The organism is Lactobacillus helsingborgensis (genome assembly GCF_003173695.1).
Lineage (GTDB): Bacteria > Bacillota > Bacilli > Lactobacillales > Lactobacillaceae > Lactobacillus > Lactobacillus helsingborgensis.
Map to the genome: position 1 here is coordinate 1,582,931 of NZ_CP029544.1, position 20,632 is coordinate 1,603,562.

A 20,632-nucleotide genomic window follows, 5' to 3' on the forward strand; every position below is an offset into this window, starting at 1 on the left:
CGCAAATGGTCTTTTTAAAAACAGTTACTCTATCTTACTTAACGCATCATTGACCGCATCTTTGAGACCGCGTGATGAGCTTGAGGCACCGCTGACCGCATCAACATCAACAGTATTTGCCTGTACCATTTTGGCAGGTAAAGTCTTGATAGCTTTCAAGCCATAGTCATCTGATTCAGCTTGCTTCAAAACTTCAATATTCTTTAAGTTCTTTTGTTCATCAACAGTTACCCGGACAACTATTTCATCACCCATACCTTTAGTTGATTTACCAATATATTGGTTTTCTCCTGTTTCATAGGTTTCGTGTTTAAGGTCGGAGGTTAAATGCTTTTCATGCATAGTAGCCCCACTTGCTGCATCGGTTGTTTCATTAACTTTGGGTTTAGCCGCATTTTCTCCAGCAATCTTGCCCCAAATCAAACATTCTGCCAAGTTATTGCCGCCTTGGTATTGGTTAGCACAGATACCGCCAAGTTCACCAGCAGAATAAAGGTTAGGGATGGCTTTGCCTCTGGTGTCCAAAATTTCTGCATTCTTATTTCTTCTTGGACCACCTTGAGTGTTAAGCATTGTCTGTTCCAGTTTGACGGCATAAATTGTGTTACCAGTAAATGCACGTAAAGTTGCTGGATCCCTTCTAAATTCGGGATCATCTTGCTTTTGACAAGCTTGATTGAAACGATTGAGGGTGTCAGACAATACTGCCGGTTCAACACCAATTTTATCGGCTAATTCGGCAGCAGTGTCAGCTTTGATAACATTTTCTGTGTATGGTTTGTAATCGCCAATAATTTTATCGCTATCTAATTCATGCTTTTTAGTTTCATCAAAAATCAAGTATGGGTGCTCTTGGTTTAGCGGCACTTTCCATTGACCATGATTCTTGATATGGCCATGGCGGTTTTCTTCTGCTTCATTAAAGTATCTGGTACCGTCATCACCTACAACAAAGGCACTACCGCTAGAAACAGCTTCATTTTGAGGCCCTAACATTAAGCGACCGCGTTGTCCTGCTGGTACCGCAAAAGCCATACCATGAAGTAGCCCCAAAGACTCAAAGTTGTGCAAATGCCAAAAGTCGGCGCCAACTTCCTGCGCCATTCTCAAACCGTCACCTTTGTTATAAAGAGTACCTAAAGGAGCCAATCTTTTTGCTCCGATGAAGTCTTCAATCATTCTTTGGTTATTTTCAAAACCGCCGGTAGTCATGACAACACCATTTTTAGCCTGAACTTTGAGCAGCTTACCGTCGCGCTTAATCACTACGCCGTAAATCTTTTTAGTTTCCGGATCTTGAATTAGTTCTTGAGCAGGTGTGCTGTACAAAACATCAATTTGGTCTTGCCGCTTAACTACCTGCTCTTTCAAAATTTGCCATAAAGAAGCGTCAAACCAATGTTTAGTAACAGTGGTGAAATCATAAGATTCTGATCCTTCAAACTCAGGAAATTCCCTAAAAGCATAACTTTTATCTGGTGCATATTCTTTAGCACTATTTGGTTTGACACCTAAGTACTGGGAAACATATTGCGGAGTATTAACCATCCCTTGAACATAGGTATCAATCATATCTTCATCAAGTTCCATTGGGGCGGTTAGTTTCTGATAATACTTTTTCAATTCATTAAAGTCATTTCCAGTACCAATTAATTGAGCCGAATAACGAGTATTACCGCCTTCATGTCCTTCTGGAGCAGAATCTACCAGCAGGACCTTAGCGTTATTATCTGCCGCAAACCGGGCCGCAGTGGCACCAGCACCACCAAATCCTAATACAACAACATCATAATTAGCATCCCATGCAAAATTTTTATGATAAATCATGATAGTCTCCTTAATATAAATCGCTTTCATTTAATAAGTTAATTTTATCACATTGTTTTCCTATAAAATACAGCAGTCAAAAAACAATTCCTAATTATTAATAAAATTCATATATTGCTATTTTTAAACGGTAAAGCACTTGACTTAAACTGCACATTAAGGATTAAAGTAACAATAATAAATCATAAAAAGGAGTGTCAAAAATGAAAAAACAGACTGCTGGTAGAGATAAACTAGGTGATTTTGCTCCTAAATTTGCGGAATTAAATGACGATGTTTTATTTGGTGAAGTTTGGTCAAGAGAAGACAAACTATCTGCACGTGACCGTAGTTTAATTACTTGTGCTGCCTTAATGGCACAAGGGGCATTTCCCCAGCTCAAGTCACATATGATTATCGGTAAGAAAAACGGCATTACTAAAGATGAAATGGTTGAATTAATTACCCACCTTGCTTTTTATTGCGGTTGGCCCAAAGCATGGTCTGCGTTCGGTATAGCACAAGAAGTCTTTAAGGATTAAAGTTTTTAAGTTAAGACAGCTGGTCTTTTTAACCAGCTTTTTTGTTCCAAAACCGAAAGCCTTTAAGGGTATCTGCACCCTGCAAATTATGCTAACCTTTAGAAGAACAATCAAATAAAAAACAGGAGTAAACTAATATGAGTAAAAAGATTTTAATTTTACACACAGGTGGCACCATCTCAATGTCAGAGGACGAAACAGGGAAAATTAAGCCTAACAGCCAAAATCCTCTGACTGATCTATCTTTAAACGTTAACGATGATGTCCAATTAGTTACTGAGGAAATTTTCAACCTACCTTCACCACATATCACTCCGGCACGTATGTTGCAGATTTCTTTACGGATACGCCAAGCTGAAGCAGAGGGCTTTTTCGGTGCTGTTGTTACCCACGGCACCGATACTTTAGAAGAAACAGCATTATTTTTAGATTTAACCATCTCCAGCAAAATGCCTGTGGTAGTTACGGGAGCTATGCGTTCTTCAAACGAGATTGGCAGTGACGGTCTGTATAATTTTAAAACTGCAATAATGGTTGCCAGTTCAGATGCTTCTATTGGTAAAGGTGTCGTGGTCGTCATGAACGATGAGATTCATCCTGCCCGCTATGTGACCAAGACCCATACTACAAATGTCGCTACATTTAGGACGGCCACATTTGGTCCGATCGGAATTGTTTCAGAAGGACACGTTAATTATGTCCAAACTATTAATCCACAGCAGCATTTGCCAATTGACCATGTAGTTTCAAATGTCTATTTGGTTAAAGCATACGCCGGAATGGGACCAGAAATTTTTCAAGCTTTAAATAAACCAACTACTAATGGAATTGTGATTGAAGCTTTAGGAGCAGGCAACATGCCCCCGCAAACACTGCCGGAATTGCAAAAATTGCTTGATAACAATATTCCCCTAGTCCTAGTTTCACGCTGTTTTAATGGTATCGCAGAACCAGTTTATGATTATCAAGGGGGCGGTGTCAGTTTAGCTAAAATGGGCATCATTTTCTGTCGCGGACTAAATGGGCAAAAGGCTAGAATTAAGCTTTTAGTAGGTTTAAGTGCTGGCTTTAAAGGACAACAATTAAAGAAATATATTAATAATTAAATTATACGTAAAACCACCTTCTCTTGAGGTGGTTTTTTCTTGCAAAAATTTGTAATTATTTGTAAAATGACCGTTGGTCATTGTTGAATAAAAGGAGTATAAAATAATTATGTATGTCTTATCTCCCCAAGAAAAAGAAGCTAAAAAACAACTGATTGCGGCGGCTGCCAGCAAATTATTTCAAAAAAATGATTTTAACAAAATATCCATGGCCCGCATTGCCCGCGAATCCGGCGTAGCCAAAGGAACGCTGTTTAATTATTTCAAAACTAAAGAAAGCATCTTCATGTACCTGCTGCTTTCTGGATACCAAGACTATCTAAAAGACGTTCTGCTTCGTTTTCAAGCAGCCGAAAATATTACTACTTGGTCAGCATTTTCTTCTTTTTTACTAGAGCAAAATCATTTGTTAATTAGTAAAAGACCTGATCTCTTACGTCTTAACGCTTTGCGTGGTCCAATTTTAGAAACAGCCGCCGACAAAGAACAAACTTTACTCGGTCGCAAAAAATTATATCAGGTAAATCATCAATTAGGGCAAGCCATTGCTAAGCGAATTAATATTTTAGACGATAAGCAGGCCAGTCACCTTTTCATTATTCAAAGTGCCATCATTAGCGGCTTAATGAATATGATGAACTTGGATGAATTTCACCACGATCAATTGCCCGTCGACTTTAAAGGTTTTCAAATCGACCTTGAACAAGAAGCCAATCAATTAATGCTATTTTATTTACAAGGATTAGCACAAAAACTGGGAGGAGCTAAATAGAATGAAACTTGCTAATATTAGAAATTTTGCCATAATTGCCCATATTGATCACGGCAAATCAACGTTAGCCGACAGAATTATGGAACAAACTGATACTGTCAGCAAAAGACAATTAAGTGACCAACTGCTCGACAGCATGGAAGTAGAACAAGCGCATGGAGTAACCGTTAAATCAAGATCTGTCCGCAATTTTTATCAAGCAGACAATGGTCAGGAATACGAATACAATTTAATCGATACTCCGGGACACGTTGATTTTTCTTACGAAGTTTCTAAAAGTCTGGCTGCCAGTGACGGTGCTATTTTATTAGTTGATGCAACCCAGGGCGTACAAGCACAAACGGTAGCTAATTTACGTTTAGCTTTAAAGCACAATCTGACTATCATTCCAGTGATTAATAAGATTGATAATGCAGCTGCCGATGTAGCGGCAACAGAAGCCCAAATACGTGCACTGCGCCCCGAATTTGCTGATGTGGCTATTTTAAAAATCTCTGCTAAAACCGGCGAAAATGTGCACCAAGTCTTAGAAGCAATTTACCAAAAAATCCCGGCTCCTCAAGGAAACCCAGATGAACCTCTTAAGGCGTTAATTTTTGACTCGCAGTATGATTCTTATCAGGGAATTATTGCGGATGTCAGACTAATTGACGGTCAGTTGCAAAGCCAGCAAAAACTACAGTTAATGCAAGGCGGCAGTATATTTAACGCACAAGCAATAGGAATTTTCACACCAAACATGCAGTCAGTGAAAGCCCTGAATGCTGGAGAAGTTGGTTACGTGGTGACAGGAATTAAAGATGTCGCCAGCGTCCAGGTGGGCGATACCCTAACTGCTGCAGACAATCCGACTAAAAATGCGATTCCGCACTTCAAACCCGCGCAATCAATGGTCTATGCTGGTCTTTATCCTAAAGGAAAAACCAGCTATGAGGCGTTAAAGCAGGCTATTAGTAAGTTGGCACTTAATGATTCAGCTTTTCATTACACGCCAGAGCAATCCGAAGCCCTCGATGCCGGTTTTCGTTGCGGCTTTTTAGGCATTTTTCACTTGCAAATTATCCAAGAACGTTTGCGTGATGAATATCACGTGGAAGTGTTGACAACTGCTCCCAACGCCACCTACCATGTTTATCTCAAGCAGCCTGAGCCAAAGCAAGAATACGTCACAATTACCAATCCGGCTAAATTCCCTGATTTTTCCGAAATTGACTATGTGACAGAATCTTACGTTAAAGCAGTAATTACTACGCCCAATGATTATTTGGGTGCAGTCATGAAATTGTGTGACCAGCATTTTGGGGAAATGGTTAATTTAGATAATCAACAAGATTTAGTCACATTAACATATAAACTGCCGGTTTCCGAAATTGCCTATGACTTTTTCAATAGTTTAAAATCAATTACTCATGGTTTTGCGACTCTTGATACTGAATTTCTGGATTATGAACTTGTGGATGTAGTCAAAATTCAAATTCAAATTAACTACGCCGCTGTTGATGCTCTAGATATTATTGTGCCCCGCCAAAAAGCAGATTTGATCGCTCACAAATTAGTTAAAAAACTGAAATATACTGTACCGCGGCGTCTGTATCCGATGCCTGTGCAAGCAATGGTGGAAAACAAGTCAATTGCAAGAGTCGACGTGCCGCCTTTGCGCAAGAATGCGGCAGTTAATGGTGAAAAACGGAGTATTTCAAAGAAACAGCAACTTTTGCGGAGACAAAGTCTAAATAAGAGACAAGCTGTTAAAAGTGATATCAAGTTGCCCCAAAGCGTCTTCGATGCTATTTTAAATATTAACGAGCCAGATTAAAAATAAAAGCAAACTAAAAGCGTGAAAAACGAGATTTTTCACGCTTTTAATAATTTAAATTTTAATTACGAGAATATACTGAACAAGATGGTCGGCAACTTGACGATTTAATCACAAGTGACAAATTAGTTGCAGATACTAAAAAATTCCTAACCCGTGATGGTTAGGAATATTATTTTAGATTCTAAATTAGTCGTCTAACTTTTCTTTGTTAGTGACATTCAACTTTTCATCAAAGGTGTAAACTACTGGTTCACCAGTCTTCATTTCCAAGTTCATAATATCAGCGTCAGAAATGTTTTCGATGTATTTAGTCAAGGCACGAAGTGAGTTACCATGAGCGGCAATAATGACATTCTTACCAGCTAATAAGTCTGGCGCAATGTGGTCTTCCCAAAATGGCATAACTCTTTCCAAACAAACTTTTAAGTTCTCAGTCCGTGGAATAATGTGTGGGTCAAGATCGGCATAACGACGATCATGAACTTGGCTGTATTTTGAGTCATCCTCAATCTTTGGTGGCAAAACATCGTATGAACGACGCCAAATGTGAACTTGTTCATCACCGTACTTATCGGCAGTAGCCTTCTTATTTAAACCTTGTAAACCGCCGTAATGGCGTTCGTTTAATCTCCAGCTCTTAGTTTCGGGAACCCAAAGTTGGTCGCTTTCTGCCAAAGCATAGTGTAAAGTCTTAATAGCACGAGTCAAAACTGAAGTATAGGCTTGGTCAAATTTAAGACCGTGTTCTTTAATTAACTTACCTGCATTCTTTGCTTCTTCAACGCCTTTTTCTGATAAATCTACATCAATCCAACCAGTAAATTTATTTTCAAGGTTCCATTCACTTTGTCCGTGACGGATCAAAACTAATTTTGACATGAAATATCTCCTTTGCAAATTAAATGTTTCACTTACTATTTTACACATTTACATTTTGTTTTCATAGGGTTTAGGACTAAAAATCATTTTTTAAATTTATATTTTACGATACAATAGTTATAATATTGATTATAAGAAAAGAGATAATCTAACTCACTATGAAATTTAAAAAACTAATTTTAGGCTTGAGTATTGCTGCAGCGCTAGTTGTGGGTGGCTGCTCCAAGCCGAAAAAGCAAAGCGAACCAATTCTAACTAAAAGCCAAGTAATCAAATGTTCACAGAAATCATTTAAGAGCGGACAAGCTAAGCAAACAGTGACTTTAGGCACTGATACATCTAAGCAGGTGGTTGCTACTACCGCCCTTTTCGGCGGCAACCCAACTGTTTTTCAGCTTAATTACGAAACACAATCTAAGGGTAAAACCCAGTCCTCACAAGAATGGGTGGATAGTGCCAATCACGTTTATATTAACGGGCAGAGTAAGTGGTACAAAGCCGATTTTAACAAACTGACAGGTCATTCTTATGCTGACTTACTCGACTCATTCACTAATAACGCGATGTTGATGGATCCACCTGCCGTTCTTACTAAAGCTTATAAAATGACCCGCAAAGGTCATACTTATACCTTAAATGCCAAAATCAAGGATCAGCAAACTATGAAAGATGCGCTTGATCCAATTTTTACTACTAATACACAAAGTCCCAAGCAAAAAACAATTTACAATAAATTAGTTAAAATGGGTAAAATTCAAGGCATGACTGCAAAATTAGTAGTCAAAAACAAAAAGCTATACTCTTTTCAATACTTAGTAAAAATTAAAGTTAACAAACTAATGCGCTTTAGTGCAAGACAAAGTTACGGCAATATGGGTAAGCAAGATTTCTTAAAGATCCCTAACAATGCACTTAATGCCCACCCACTACCTAAAGCTGACAAGAAGAAAAAATAGTTATCAATAAACTTTAATTATAAACCTCGAAATTTTAAAATTTCGGGGCTTTTATTATGGCCTGCAAAAGCAGAATTAAAGGAATGACCCGTCAATATTGAGCAAGCAATTAATTAAACGACTTTTTATTATCTGCGTTACAGTCTCTTTTTACAAACACTTGCAGACAATTTTTTTATTATAGGAAATCAGCACTTAAGTTCAATGCCCAAAATTATGATTTATTTAATATAAAATTAACTTAAATAGCTACACAATTTAATTTTTTAATATAGAATATGAGTATCAAAGAAAAAAGGAGATGTTACTTATGAAATTTAAAAAAGTTATTTCAACGTTATTATTATCTGTTGCCCTATTTGGCGGTGGCTTAGCTCATACTCAATCGGTTGATGCTGCCTTAAGCAAAAAGCAGGCTATTTCTATTATCAAAAAAGAAGAACAAACACCAACTAGTTCACAAACTGATCAAATATCAACAACTAAATACAGAAAACAAAAAACAACTATCAAAACAAAGTCAATTTTTAACAGTCAAGCTGGTGTATTGCATAGTATCAGCACAGCTAAAAGTGGTAAAAAAACTCAACAATTGGATGAATGGGTTGATTTAAACAGCAAGCGCATTTATTCAATTCATGACGGCAAGTGGCAATACGATAAACTGCCTGACTATTTGGTCAAAGAACTAAACAACTTAAAAAATGGCAAGTCTTTGCAGAAGTTTAACAAGAGTATTTACCAAGAAATGAGTAAAAAAACCAAAATCACCAGTAAAAATGGTACTTATACTGTCAAAGGCACTTTGAAGGGTCAAAAAATGCTTGATGCGATGCTAAAATTAATGGGCTCAAATAAAGTAGATACTTCTTATTTACACAAGAACTTTAAATTCAGCAAGTGCACCTTCGTATACACTATTAAAGACAAGAAGATAATTGATTCTAAATATGCCCTTAAGGCAACCTTAGCAAAATCAACACAGGTAACTGTTAAAATGAGAAAAAGTCATTTCGGTCAGTTCGATACGTTAACGTTACCTGATGAAGTAAAAAACGCAACTGCCGCCTCACTTAAATAAAAAGTGAAAATTTTTATCATAATATTTAAAAACTATATCCAGCAACTTTGTAATTTATCATAAAAATATTTAAAAGGAGATGCACATAGTGAAATTTAAAAAAGCCATCTTTGCTGTATTATTCGCTACTGCTTTAGTTGGTGGCGGCTTAGTCTATGCCAAAACAGTTGATGCAGATCTTAGTAAGAATCAAGCCGTCTCAATTGTGCAAAATACTAAGACCAACCCAACAAGCGGCAAAGTTAAATTTGAGACTAAATTTAAAGTTGACCATCAGACAGTAATTGGCAAGACGCAAGGCGAATTCAACGTTAAGCCTGAATTATTCCACTCAATTAGTAGCGTCAAATCAGGCAAAAATCAAGCTAATATAGAGCAATGGGGTGACGTGACTTCCAAGCGTCTATATACCAAACAAGATGGTAAATGGCAGTATGGAGCTTTGCAGGATAATGAAGTCCCAGACAAAGAAATACAAAAATACAGCGGTACGATTAAAAAGCTGGCTAAAAGCCTTAACGGCGACGCGAAGAAGAATGCTAAACTTAGCCATAAAAATGGTATTTATACCCTTAAAACCAATGTTAAATTAAGTAAAGCAAGCAAGCTTTTAAATAAAATTTGGCAGGACAACAAAGTAGATACCAAAGAGCTCAAAAAGCGCTTAAAAATTAGTAAATGCTATCTTATTTTTACCATTGAAAAGAAAAAAGTTACTGGCATTAATTGCTCCTTTAAGACGAATTTGGATAAAAAAGCACCAGCTTCTTTCAAGTTAAAAATATTTGATTTTAACAAATATGATGATCTCAAATTACCTGATGAAGTAAAAAATGCCACTCCCGCTCCTGCAAACTAATTTGAACAATAAAGTAAAGGTCTTTATATGAAAACAACTATTTTTAGTAAATATTTAACTATCATAATTATGGTACTTTTAGGTTACTTAATGTGATAAAATGACTATAGAGTTGTTTAAATATTTTCATTAGTAATCGGAGGTCTAGATATGAAATTAGGAATTGTTGGTAGTGGTAAAATTGTCCATGATTTTTTAACAACTGCTGCTAAAATTAAAGGCCTTGAACTTGCAGCAATATCCACTACTAAACGTAGTCAGCCTATTGCCAAAGACTTAGCTAAGCAATACAACATTAAAGAGGTATTTGCTGATAACGATCAGTTATGCCATGACGATAACGTAGACACCGTTTATGTCGCAGTACCCAACTCCTTGCACTATGAGGTGGTTAAAAAAGCTATTGCAGCAGGCAAAAATGTTATTTGTGAGAAGCCCTACGTTGAAACTGTTGCTCAGGCAAAAAAACTGAAGCAATTAGCTGACAGGAATAATGTCATTATCGTTGAAGCTATTACGAATATTCATTTGCCAAATTATAAAGCAATCAAGCGTCAAGTAGCTGAAATCGCCCCTATTCATATTATTTCTCTTAATTACACGCAGTATTCCAGTCGCTATGATGATTTCTTGCAAGGTAAAATCGCACCTGTATTTGATCCGGCTAAAGACGGCGGAACTCTAATGGACTTAAATATTTATAATATTCATTTATGCGTTGGTCTATTTGGTAAACCTGAAAAAGTGCAGTATTATCCGGTAATGCAAAAACAAATTGACACTTCCGGCATACTCAATCTCGTATACCCGGACAAGCAAGCAGTATTAATTGCAGCTAAAGACAGTTACACCACCCCACGTTCGTTTATTGAAGGTGAAAAAGGTACTATCTATTTCGACGGTTCCACGGGAGTAATAGCCAACTTTACGGTTGAACACAAAGACAGCGACAACAGCGAATTTAATTTTAATGAATTTGATCACAGAATGGCTAGCGAGTTTACAGACTTTGTGAAAATTATTGATAGTCATGACGTTCAAAAAGCAAACGAGCTTTATAATCATAGTGTTACTGTCATGGCAGTTTTAGCAAAAGCAAAAGAATCTGTTTCAAACCAGTAAAAAAATATTTAAAAAGCGCAGCTTTATCTCACACGATGAGAGAGCCGCGTTTTTTATTTACAAAAAAGACCAGGAACTTCTTATTCAGACTTCAAAAAATTTCTTGAAGTTATTTACTAAGAAGAAAAACCTGATCTTTTTGTCAGTTATATTTAGTTACTTAATTGTAGAAAACAAAACTTTATTTTACTCTGTACTAGTTCTTTGATGGAGCAGTTGAGCTAGCTGAACTGGATGAATTGGTTGAACCGTTAGAACCTGTTGAGCTAGTTGAGCTACCGTTTGAGCCGTTTGAACTAGCTGAGCCAGATGAACCGTTGGAACCAGTTGAACTAGTTGAGCCTGCTGAACTGCCGTTAGAACCGTTTGAGCCAGTTGAGCTGGTTGAACCAGCTGAGCCATTTGAACCAGTTGAACCATTAGAAATTGGATCTACTGGAGTCTCCTTCTTAGCTAAAGCACTAACTTTAACGTATCCAGCCAAAGTTGAGTAATACTTCTTGCCCTTGATAGTAACAGTACCACCGAAGACTTTAAGTTCTTGACCCTTTTTAACTTTGCCGTTCTTCAAAGCTTTGCCGCTTCTAGTAACCAAAACAGTGTTCTTAGCTACTGTAACGACTTTACCATCAAGATTGACAGCCTTAACAAATTGGTTCTTACCAATCTTGTAATATACCTTGCCTTTAACAGTCTTTTTGCCAAGAACGTTAACTTTTTGACCTACTTTTACTGTCTTCTTGGTTTTAACTAACTTCTTGCCCTTTTGCTTGTAAACAGCAGAATTGGCGCCGACTTTCTTGGTCTTGGTAGCCTTTTTAGCTGCACTGACCTCAGTTGCAGCACTGCCTAAAGCATTGGTTGGTAATTGGTTAACACCAACAGCTAATAAAGTTGCACCTGCAACTGAAACAATCATTTTCCTATAAAAACTATTTTTACTCATTTTGAGCCTTCCTTTTTCGATTGACAATTTCCGACGTCCTTAGTTAAAAACCAGAGCGCTATAACTCTTATAGAGTTACATAGAAGTTATTTTAGCACTATAAGAAAGCAAAAAAAAGAGTATAAGTTTAATAAATTACGTTTTTATATTGCAGTAAATTTCAATAATAATCATTAGCTGATAAAAGTTTTCTGCCTTATTTTTTGTATATTGCAATATTATATTTTATATTTTACTAATATTACTTATTAATTTTAAAAAAATTAATTTTCACACATTTTTATTTATTGCAAAAACTATTTTTCCTCTAAAACTCTCCGAACCCGGTTAGCAGTCTTATATTTAGCTGTAAAAATTATTTCATCCCCAGACTCAATCACAGTATGTCCGTGAGGAACAAGCCATTCGTGACCACGCCTTATCCGGCTGACTGTGATATCAGCAGCTATATCCCAATCCAGCAGTTGCAATCCAGCATATTGCGAATTGCGGACCACGACGGAGTAAACTGCATTCTTGGTGTCAGTCAATACGCTATATACTGCCGGCGATTCAATCAATGCCCGCATTAGCGATGAAGTTACATTGCTTAGATCAAAAACTTCCATACCCTCCTCACGCAATTGGTCGACCCTGCTAATGTCAGCCCGTTTTTGACAAATAATGATGCGCTTAAAATTGCCCTTTTCTTTAGCAAGTTGGCCTAGGCGCAAATTGGTTTCATCTGAGCGCAATGCCGCAACAAAAATATTACCGACGAAAACCCCAGCCTGCTCAAGCTGCTCATCAGTAAGTTCAGGCAATAATTCCAGATCAGGTACCCGACTTTTATAAGTATTGTAGTGTTCACTGCTAGTAGTGAACATCCTAACCGCATACCAGTTTTCGTTAAGATCGTGCATTACGGGAACGGTTAAAGCACTGGTCCCCATAATTACCACTTTTTCTTTAATACGATCTTCCGGTTTTAATTGGAAAATGGCGTTAAACAATATTGGGCACATTATACAAACAATCACAGCAGCTAGGATAAAAACATCAGATTGCAAGCTGGTAATTACCCTTAATTTACGCGCAACAGCCAATGTTGGTAAAACAATGGTGATGGTAGTGGCTGTTAGAAAGCCCCCGGCAAAACCATTTCTAGCGCCGAATTTTTTAGCATAAATCACTGCCACCGGTAATTTTGCCAAAAACAGAAACAATACTAAGACTGGTAACAAAATTAATGAACTAGGATGCGCTAAAAGCGATCTTAAGTTGAGGTTGACCCCCGTCATGATGAAGAAAATGGGGATAAAAAAGCCATAGCCAATTGAGGTTAACTTATCAGCCGTTTGCTGACCGGGTTCTAGCAGTTTCATAACGATACCCGCTAAAAATGCCCCTAGTATATTTTCAACCCCGACCTTTTCGGCAACCGTCACCAAGGCAAAGATTAAGAAGAAGGCTAAACGCACATCCAATTGTGTAGTTGACTTTGTTACCTGAACAAACCATAAATAAGGCTGTTTAAAACGCCAAAGCAGTATGATTGCAGCACCAAAAAGCAAAATAATCAGCCATAACTGCTTGGTATTGCCCCCATTGATAGCGGCATAAACCGTGAGCAGCATTAACGGGATTACCTCTCCCAGCACCGCAGTTAATAGGATAGTTTGACCCACTGGTCTATCCAAAATATCCTTTTCTTTGAGTGTGGCAATAACCACGCCTAAGGCAATTGTCATAAAAATGATTGTTGCCAGCATTGTATCACCAAACAGTCCCAGAGATTTTAAGACTAATGCCAAGCAAACCGATAAGAGTGCTACACCCAGAAAAGCTTCAAGAGCAATTTTAAATGGGGTTATTTGACCCGGCTCTTTTTTCTGCTTTCGTCTTGGTTTCAGTAATTCAAAATTAATTTCCATCCCTGACAAAAACAGCAAAAGAATGACACCCAAATTTGATAAAAATGACAGGTCATGTGTGGGACGAACAATATTAAAACCACTTGCGCCCAGAATAATGCCAATAATAATCTCAGCCACTGCAGTGGGGACGGCATTAACCTGCAATCGTGCCATTAAAATAGGAACGATTAATGCAAATAAAACGACTAAGAATAAAGACAACTGTGCCACTAGGATTACCTCCTCATTTATTCTTAGTCGATTATACAAAATATTGACTGCCAGCGAAAACAAAAAGGATAGTACACATTCTTAGTTTACTGAAACATGAGACGCAAAAAACAGGTCATGACCATTGTCATAACCTGCTGTTCTTGCTGGCATATTAATTAAAATTTGCCACTTTGACGAAACGGTTAGTGTCGATAGGATAGTACATCTTACCACCGATATTAATGCGCCCGCCATAAGTGCGCACAGTTTTACCCTTTAATAACTTTGTAGTACCTAGACGAATGCCGGTAGTATTATAAATATAAGCATTGTGGGTTAAAACACGGTTTGAGCCAACGATATTGCTGGCTACAACATATTCATTTTCCCCAATTTGCATGTACTTTTTACCGTTAATAACTTTTTCCTGAGCAACTGTTACTACAGTCCCAGCAGTTTTTAAAGCAGCCGCGGTACGTTGACCTTGAGCATTATAAGTGTAGGCGTCATGCATCAAAGTTCTTTTGCCGGTAGGCGCTTGTGACACTGGATCGGTATTAGTAGTTTCATCATTACTAGTATCATCTGTAGTCGTATTATCATCAGGGATATTAGAAGTGACCGTCTCTCCTGCCTGCAAGTCATAGTAATACTTCAAAAGGTCGAAGAAGTCATTCATCGAATAACCCCACTTGCTAAAGTAACCATCTGGGTCTGTATGATTGGTACCACCTAAAAAGCGTGATACAGCGTGATGCGACCAGATAGTGCCTTTACCAGTGTTGGAGGCGTGCACCGGCGTAATACCATAGCGGTGTAACAACTTCGCAGCGTATATTGCATCATTATTAACACTCTTAGCAAACTTATTTCTGGTAGTTTCCTGACAAAGTTCAATTTGGATAAAACGGTTGTTGGCAATCGCGCCCGCACCCCAGACACCATAATTTGGCGTCATCATCTGAATAACCTGCTTGCTGTCAACAAAAGCGTGAACATAAGAGTACATATTCTGCCACTCACGGTTAAAGTAAATGGCTTCATTATATGCGGAAGCTCCCGGAGTTGCGGTTTCATGAATTACAATTCCTTCCGGCTTGCCTTTTCTATACTTAATTTTGTTACCGTTGGCATAAAATTTATTATATTTAATATTTTGCGTTTGCAACATTTTATATAAAAACGTAACGCCGACATAACTATTTTGTTTAGCAATTGAGTTAATTGAGGCAGCTTCAACCACCTGAGTACGATTTCCATTAAAAATAGGTGCAACTAAACCTACTCCGATAGCAATAGTAGTTATTAGTTTCTTTATCTTCATCTAACTTTTCATTCCTTATTTCTGTGTGCGAGAGTCTGACTTTGTCTAAAAATTACCTTTCTTAATATATTGGTGAATCCCAATGCGATAATACTTTTGGGCGTAGATGGTAATTGCACCGCCAAACGTGGCAACGGATTGTCCTTTTTTCATCACCTTCAAGTTGTCACGATTACCGTAATCGTTGTAAATGAAGGCATTATGCTTCAGGATTCTCATTGTTCCGTCAATATTGCCACTGGCAATATATTGGTTTTCGCCAATGCGGTAATATTTCTTACCATTAATGGTTTTGGTGCCGTAAGTGGCAATTACCTTGCCGCCGTTTCCTACTTTAAGCGCCTTAGTTTTCTTGACTCGCTTGCCCTTGGAATTATAAATATAAGAGTTGTGCATCAAGGTCTTGTTGACTTTTTTGTCACCTTTTGGTGCTTGAGAAGCTGGTGGTAAGGCACTACCCATGTTTAAAATGGTGTCGTTGACCCAGCCTTTACCAGCGATATACAAACGCTTCTTACCGTTATAAAAAGTAATAGTCTTAGTAACAGTTACAGCATCGCCTTTAGCTACAGAGTCCGTCTTTGCGGATACCGAGTGGTCAGTTGGCCAGGCGTAGGTAGCGCCGGCTTTTTTGACAATATAAGTTTTACTGGTAGTGGAAACGCTAGGATCATATTGGGTTAAGTTACAATTTGTTATTCTAGTATTTAAAATGGTGTTGTAATTATTAGCGGTAGCGTATGTCCCAGTCAAAGCCTTAGTGGCATCCATATAAGAAGCAGCATTTTCAAGCCATGCTCCCTGGTAGCGATCAGGTTGCCAAGTCACGCCCAAGCGCAGCTTTTTACCGTTGTCATCAAACGAGTCTTGGTAGCTATCGTATTTTCTGAATTTGGCAGTAACATAATAGCTCTTGCCGTTCTTGTCTTCTTCTCGAGTTTTAGAAGAATATGTGGCACCCTGCCAACTATCATCAGCCTTCATACCGAAGAGATTGTTGGCATTGACAGCTAAACCTGATTGCCCCCAGTTAGATTCAACAATTGCTTGTGCAATCATAACTGATGGATATAAACCATATTTCTTAGAAACTTTTTGTGCTTGTTTAACGGCAGTGTTTAAAAATGTGGTTTCATCTGCGGTAGCTGCAGAAACTTTCTCAGCGCGTGCTGGAGAATTGGCAATTAGGTTGTTGGTAACCGGTACTATTGCTGCTGCACCAAGCATAGCAGCAGTAATACCAGTGATTAGTCTTTTGTTCATAAATAATAGTTCCTCCTTAACCGACATCTTTATTGTATCGGGCAATTAAAGTATTAACAATAGGTTCTCCTTATTTGTAGTCAAAAAGTAATATTAATAGTTTTATATTACAAATAGTAATTTACCTTTCTAAGACTTCGCGCAAATGGGCTAATAGATTATGCTTCAGTCTTTGCAGTTGCACGCGACTTATTCCAGTTTGCTGGGCTAAAGCGCTGATTGTCTGCCCTTCGATAAGATGATTAAAAAATAACATCCGCTCTAATTGCGACATTTCCGTGAGTTCTTGGGCAAGAATTAACTGATTATCCCAGTTATTTAATTGCTCTATTTGCCCGGAAATTTCTGCTGGTACTTCCAACTCAGCTACTTGTTTATCCTTACGCAATAAATCAATGGTATGCCAGATAATTTTGCGAAAACTCAGGCGATCAACTTCCATTTGGTTCATGCCAGTTAATTTAGTTAACATTTCGGCGTAAACAATGACTCCTTCGAGCAAAAAGTCTTCATAATTAGTATAGTCCAATCTGACATGCGCGGACTTTAATGCGCCTCTTACTAATTTTTGATTTTGCCATGCTCTTAAAAAAGCTTCCTTACTAATCTTCATTTGTGACTATCCTCTTTTTTCTTATGTGTCACAAGCGCTTGTGCCCCTTTAGATTAGCAAGATAAGGCAAATATTAAAAAGCAAGAGTTTAACTGAATTTTAATTACGCTGGTTTTAATCTAATACTTATTATAATTTTTAATATACTAGCTACTGATAGCTTATTTAAAGAGAAATCATGGGTGAAAAAAAGATTAAAAAAATACACGAATTGTGAATTAATTCGTGTACTGTTTTTAAAATAAAGTGTCAGGTCTTGTACTATTCGCATAGGCACTGTGATGCGCGTCTAATAATTGGGGCAGTTCATAGTAGTCTGCTAGATAATTACCATAGCGAATGTGCTTCTTAACCAGTAATTCAGACATTACTGTTTTAAGAGATAACTCTTTAAGAGATTGGTGAGGGTGAAAGTAAGATGTTTGATCAATAAGGGACTTGCCCTGAAAGCTTTTGACCTGCCAACCCAGATTTTGCTCTAAGTGGGAAGTACTTAGAAGATAAAGGGCATGATTGAAAAATAAGCTGTCACTGACTTTATGAGGAATATGACGGCTGCAATCCTCATAGGTAAAGATATAACTAAACTGATTGTGCTTGATCGTTTCAAAAGCGGTGACATTATTCCGCAAGGTCTTGAAGCCAACCATATTATGTAACGCTACCCAATCAATATTACCCGTATTATAGCTGCGTAAGGAAAAATAAGCTAAACGACCGGTCGCAATCACGTTGTGTCCCGCTAAGTTAATATGACGGGCGAATTCTCTTTGAAATTCCAAACCCGCAAACAAACATCTTTGACTGAATGAAGTCAGATGGGCTTTTGTACTGCGACAACTTAGAATTATGCCCTGCTGACAATCAAAAATCACACTTTTATATTTGCCTAAGAGCGGCTGCTTTTGAAATTGATATAAAGCAATAGTAGCAGGATTAACGCAGTAACAATCATCGTTAACCACATACTTGACTACTTCTTTGTCTTCTATTCTTTCTTGCAGTAGTTTTTGCGACCAAATACGATACTTCTTATCTGCCGGTAAATTCCAAATATCACTTTCTTTACTAATCACTGTTTACTTCTCCTTCAATTAAAGTTAAGTAATACAATTATACTAGAATTGTTACCGCTTGCATAGAAGAAAAAGAGTAAACAAAAAACGGGAACGAATAATTCGTTTCCGTTTTTGTAATTAATTAAACAATTAATTAAAAGTTAGCAACCTTAACGTATTGCTTCTTAGGACCACCGATACGGTAGTAAGCCTTGCCATTCTTGAATGTGTAAGGTGAACCGTAAGTAGTAACCTTAGTACCAGCCTTCAATACGCGGCCATCAGCACGCTTCTTGCTGGTCTTGTATACGTAAGCATTGTGAGTCAATGTACGTGAAGTACCGTCAATGTTGTCAGCCATTACGAATTGGTTGTCACCGATTTGGTAAACCAAGCTGCCGTCAGCAAGCTTAGTAGCTGCACCGATTACTTCAACAGTGGAGTAAGCACGTAACATGTCAGTACCAACACGCTTGTGATCCTTGTCGTAGATGTATGAGTTGTGCATAACAGTCTTCTTAACCTTGTCTGCAGGCTTGAATGAACCATCAACATACTTGCTTTCTACGTAAAGGTCTGAATCAGCACTGTTAATACGAACGTAAGTCTTGTCGCCAACCTTGATTGGGTCACCAAAGACAGCAATTTGATCACCGTTCTTAACAGTAGTCTTTGAGTCAGTTACAGTATTACCGTCAATCTTGTAAACTGGAACATCGCCGTCTGATTGAACAGTCTTGTAAGTAGCTCCCTTAACACCTACAGTCAAGTAGAAAGTAACTTTAGAAGTCTTATTAGCAGCATTTGTTGCAGTAACAACTACTGGATATTTACCAGCAACCTTTGTGTTAACCTTGCTTGCATCTACACTTACATTCAGCTTAGTAGCATCATTCTTACTTACCTGAGCAGTGAACAAAGCTTTAATAGCTTCTGTGTTAACAGTGCCATTTACTGGTACATAGTTAACAGCTTCTCCACCCTTAAGTGAATCAATGGAATCAAGATCTTGGTTACCACTTACTAGTGCTTCTGGAGTTTCTTTATCCTTTAAAGTCCAACTAAATTGTGGGAATTCATCACCACCAGTAGTTGAGTTTGGATTTACTTTAACTAGGAAAGTAGTTGACAGACCATTATTTGTAGCAACTTTTACATTAACTGTAAATGGTGTAGCAGGCTTGTCAAAACTACCATCAGCTTTTACAGTTACACCAGCTGCTTTAAGTCCATCACGAACATCTTGTTCAAGACTTGGGAATGAAGCTGTTGAAGCAGTATCTACATGGGCAGGGTCTCCACCCGTTGATCTTGGTGAATACTTAGTTTGAATCTTTGTAGCAACAGAAGAAACTGTGTTAGTTGCATCAAGATCAACTGAGCCTGAACTTACAATCTTAGTACCTTCAACAACGTATGGAGCACCAACTTTAGTAGTATCAGCAACTTGGAATTTTTCACTTACTAAATTAATTCCAGTAATATTACCATAAGTATCTGCTGTATAATTAGATTTAGTTGCTCCAGTACCAACAGTATACTTACCGTTCTTATTTAAACCACTAACTGAAACATTGTCTGAAAATACTACATAATCTGTACCCTTTTTAAGGGTAGTTGCTGGTTCATAAGCTTTTCCAGTAGCGGAATCAGTTTTTACTGATGGAACATTATTTGTTCCAAATTGAATTTGACTAAGTTCGTAAACTTGAGTCTTACCATTAAGCTGTGGTGTACCGTAAGCTGATGAAATTACTGGTGCTAACTTAGTAACAGAATCACCATCAACTAAAGTACCAGAATTAGAAGCAACAACTTTTAATGCCAAATCAGTAACTGTAGCAGTTGAAGTTCCATTTCCTGGAGTAACTGTTGTAGGTAAATCAGCAGCAAATACTGTTGATACACCGGCTGCAGCGACTGGAGCAACAGCTAATAAAGCAGCTGCAGCAGCACTAACAATTCTTAAATTTTTCTTCATGTGGTCTTTCCTCCTTGTGTATATACAAAATAGTAATAGGCTATAGGTTCAGTCGTGATGAGCCTACATTGTTACAACACCCTTCAAGCCGAATTCATAAGTTTATAACTCTTATGAGGTAGCTTTCGAGCTGAAGAACGCGCATGCGTACAGGCTTCGAACCTGAAGCATAGCTATTACTTACCACATTTCTTATTGTACCTACCTTTTGCCTAAATTGCAAGACAAGCAGTTATTTAACATAGTTTTGTAACAAACGCTTACAGATTGCTAACAAAATCTAGGTTTTGTCAGTAGTAAAAAACCCGCTTTACAGCAATACATTCAATGTTCTTTTATCTTAATCAAGTTAAAAAAGATATTTTATTTTACATAAAATTTTACAAAATAATAACAA

The 20,632-nt window shown here is 37.7% G+C and carries 17 protein-coding genes; 8 read left to right on the forward strand and 9 right to left on the reverse strand.

Features of this window, described 5'->3' with window-relative positions:
• Positions 1 to 24: 24 nt before the first annotated feature.
• Positions 25 to 1,827, reverse strand: a complete 1,803-nt coding sequence (locus DLD54_RS07580) for an FAD-binding protein (protein WP_109918798.1) — start codon at positions 1,825 to 1,827, stop codon at positions 25 to 27.
• A gap of 203 nt (positions 1,828 to 2,030) precedes the next feature.
• Here DLD54_RS07580 and DLD54_RS07585 point away from each other — a divergent pair, with 203 nt between their 5' ends.
• From DLD54_RS07585 to lepA, 4 genes are all read left to right on the forward strand, one after another.
• Positions 2,031 to 2,348 (forward strand): carboxymuconolactone decarboxylase family protein, encoded by a 318-nt coding sequence (locus DLD54_RS07585; RefSeq protein WP_109918799.1) that lies wholly within the window; start codon positions 2,031 to 2,033, stop codon positions 2,346 to 2,348.
• Between the two features lie 137 nt (positions 2,349 to 2,485).
• A complete protein-coding gene (locus tag DLD54_RS07590) occupies positions 2,486 to 3,454 on the forward strand; it encodes an asparaginase (RefSeq protein ID WP_038524237.1) in 969 nt (322 codons plus the stop codon).
• A 109-nt stretch (positions 3,455 to 3,563) separates the two neighbouring features.
• Positions 3,564 to 4,226 (forward strand): TetR/AcrR family transcriptional regulator, encoded by a 663-nt coding sequence (locus DLD54_RS07595; RefSeq protein ID WP_046327640.1) that lies wholly within the window; start codon positions 3,564 to 3,566, stop codon positions 4,224 to 4,226.
• A gap of 1 nt (position 4,227) precedes the next feature.
• A complete protein-coding gene (lepA, locus tag DLD54_RS07600; RefSeq protein WP_109918801.1) occupies positions 4,228 to 6,042 on the forward strand; it encodes a translation elongation factor 4 in 1,815 nt (604 codons plus the stop codon).
• A 189-nt stretch (positions 6,043 to 6,231) separates the two neighbouring features.
• Here lepA and DLD54_RS07605 read toward each other — a convergent pair whose 3' ends face one another.
• Complete coding sequence (locus DLD54_RS07605; protein ID WP_046327646.1) at positions 6,232 to 6,924, reverse strand: 2,3-diphosphoglycerate-dependent phosphoglycerate mutase; 693 nt, start codon at positions 6,922 to 6,924, stop codon at positions 6,232 to 6,234.
• 158 nt (positions 6,925 to 7,082) lie between these two features.
• Between DLD54_RS07605 and DLD54_RS07610 the strand changes: the two genes are divergently transcribed.
• The 4 genes from DLD54_RS07610 (at position 7,083) to DLD54_RS07625 (ending at position 10,942) form a co-directional block, all read left to right on the forward strand.
• Entirely contained in the window at positions 7,083 to 7,880 is a 798-nt protein-coding gene (locus DLD54_RS07610) for a hypothetical protein (protein WP_109918802.1), read from the forward strand.
• Positions 7,881 to 8,190: 310 nt separating this feature from the next.
• Positions 8,191 to 8,961, forward strand: coding sequence for a hypothetical protein (locus DLD54_RS07615; RefSeq protein ID WP_109918803.1), 771 nt, complete (start codon positions 8,191 to 8,193; stop codon positions 8,959 to 8,961).
• Positions 8,962 to 9,049: 88 nt separating this feature from the next.
• Positions 9,050 to 9,820, forward strand: coding sequence for a hypothetical protein (locus DLD54_RS07620; RefSeq protein ID WP_109918804.1), 771 nt, complete (start codon positions 9,050 to 9,052; stop codon positions 9,818 to 9,820).
• 150 nt (positions 9,821 to 9,970) lie between these two features.
• On the forward strand, positions 9,971 to 10,942 hold the full coding sequence (locus DLD54_RS07625) for a Gfo/Idh/MocA family protein (RefSeq protein ID WP_109918805.1): 972 nt from the start codon (positions 9,971 to 9,973) through the stop codon (positions 10,940 to 10,942).
• A gap of 196 nt (positions 10,943 to 11,138) precedes the next feature.
• Here DLD54_RS07625 and DLD54_RS07630 read toward each other — a convergent pair whose 3' ends face one another.
• The 7 genes from DLD54_RS07630 to DLD54_RS08820 form a co-directional block, all read right to left on the reverse strand.
• The gene (locus tag DLD54_RS07630) at positions 11,139 to 11,888 is read right to left on the reverse strand and encodes an SLAP domain-containing protein (RefSeq protein ID WP_109918806.1); all 750 of its coding nucleotides are present in this window, start codon (positions 11,886 to 11,888) and stop codon (positions 11,139 to 11,141) included.
• Positions 11,889 to 12,184: 296 nt separating this feature from the next.
• A complete protein-coding gene (locus DLD54_RS07635) occupies positions 12,185 to 14,014 on the reverse strand; it encodes a cation:proton antiporter family protein (RefSeq protein WP_109918807.1) in 1,830 nt (609 codons plus the stop codon).
• A 154-nt stretch (positions 14,015 to 14,168) separates the two neighbouring features.
• Positions 14,169 to 15,320 carry an SLAP domain-containing protein gene (locus tag DLD54_RS07640; protein WP_109918808.1) on the reverse strand — a complete coding sequence of 384 codons (1,152 nt, stop codon included), beginning with the start codon at positions 15,318 to 15,320 and terminating at the stop codon, positions 14,169 to 14,171.
• Between the two features lie 45 nt (positions 15,321 to 15,365).
• Positions 15,366 to 16,583, reverse strand: a complete 1,218-nt coding sequence (locus DLD54_RS07645; protein ID WP_109918809.1) for an SLAP domain-containing protein — start codon at positions 16,581 to 16,583, stop codon at positions 15,366 to 15,368.
• Positions 16,584 to 16,704: 121 nt separating this feature from the next.
• Positions 16,705 to 17,196: a sigma-70 RNA polymerase sigma factor region 4 domain-containing protein gene (locus DLD54_RS07650; protein WP_109918810.1), complete on the reverse strand. Its 492-nt coding sequence runs from the start codon at positions 17,194 to 17,196 to the stop codon at positions 16,705 to 16,707.
• A gap of 236 nt (positions 17,197 to 17,432) precedes the next feature.
• The gene (locus tag DLD54_RS07655; RefSeq protein WP_109918811.1) at positions 17,433 to 18,272 is read right to left on the reverse strand and encodes a hypothetical protein; all 840 of its coding nucleotides are present in this window, start codon (positions 18,270 to 18,272) and stop codon (positions 17,433 to 17,435) included.
• Positions 18,273 to 18,408: 136 nt separating this feature from the next.
• Positions 18,409 to 20,235 (reverse strand): SLAP domain-containing protein, encoded by a 1,827-nt coding sequence (locus DLD54_RS08820; RefSeq protein ID WP_158593331.1) that lies wholly within the window; start codon positions 20,233 to 20,235, stop codon positions 18,409 to 18,411.
• Positions 20,236 to 20,632 lie beyond the last annotated feature (397 nt).

Excerpts from the sequence above, each read along its gene's own strand:
- DLD54_RS07580 (WP_109918798.1), bottom strand. The coding sequence starts at position 1,827 with ATGATTTATCATAAAAATTTTGCATGGGATGCTAATTATGATGTTGTT.
- DLD54_RS07585 (WP_109918799.1), top strand. The coding sequence starts at position 2,031 with ATGAAAAAACAGACTGCTGGTAGAGATAAACTAGGTGATTTTGCTCCT.
- DLD54_RS07590 (WP_038524237.1), top strand. The coding sequence starts at position 2,486 with ATGAGTAAAAAGATTTTAATTTTACACACAGGTGGCACCATCTCAATG.
- DLD54_RS07595 (WP_046327640.1), top strand. The coding sequence starts at position 3,564 with ATGTATGTCTTATCTCCCCAAGAAAAAGAAGCTAAAAAACAACTGATT.
- lepA (WP_109918801.1), top strand. The coding sequence starts at position 4,228 with ATGAAACTTGCTAATATTAGAAATTTTGCCATAATTGCCCATATTGAT.
- DLD54_RS07605 (WP_046327646.1), bottom strand. The coding sequence starts at position 6,924 with ATGTCAAAATTAGTTTTGATCCGTCACGGACAAAGTGAATGGAACCTT.
- DLD54_RS07610 (WP_109918802.1), top strand. The coding sequence starts at position 7,083 with ATGAAATTTAAAAAACTAATTTTAGGCTTGAGTATTGCTGCAGCGCTA.
- DLD54_RS07615 (WP_109918803.1), top strand. The coding sequence starts at position 8,191 with ATGAAATTTAAAAAAGTTATTTCAACGTTATTATTATCTGTTGCCCTA.
- DLD54_RS07625 (WP_109918805.1), top strand. The coding sequence starts at position 9,971 with ATGAAATTAGGAATTGTTGGTAGTGGTAAAATTGTCCATGATTTTTTA.
- DLD54_RS07630 (WP_109918806.1), bottom strand. The coding sequence starts at position 11,888 with ATGAGTAAAAATAGTTTTTATAGGAAAATGATTGTTTCAGTTGCAGGT.
- DLD54_RS07640 (WP_109918808.1), bottom strand. The coding sequence starts at position 15,320 with ATGAAGATAAAGAAACTAATAACTACTATTGCTATCGGAGTAGGTTTA.
- DLD54_RS07645 (WP_109918809.1), bottom strand. The coding sequence starts at position 16,583 with ATGAACAAAAGACTAATCACTGGTATTACTGCTGCTATGCTTGGTGCA.
- DLD54_RS07650 (WP_109918810.1), bottom strand. The coding sequence starts at position 17,196 with ATGAAGATTAGTAAGGAAGCTTTTTTAAGAGCATGGCAAAATCAAAAA.
- DLD54_RS08820 (WP_158593331.1), bottom strand. The coding sequence starts at position 20,235 with ATGAAGAAAAATTTAAGAATTGTTAGTGCTGCTGCAGCTGCTTTATTA.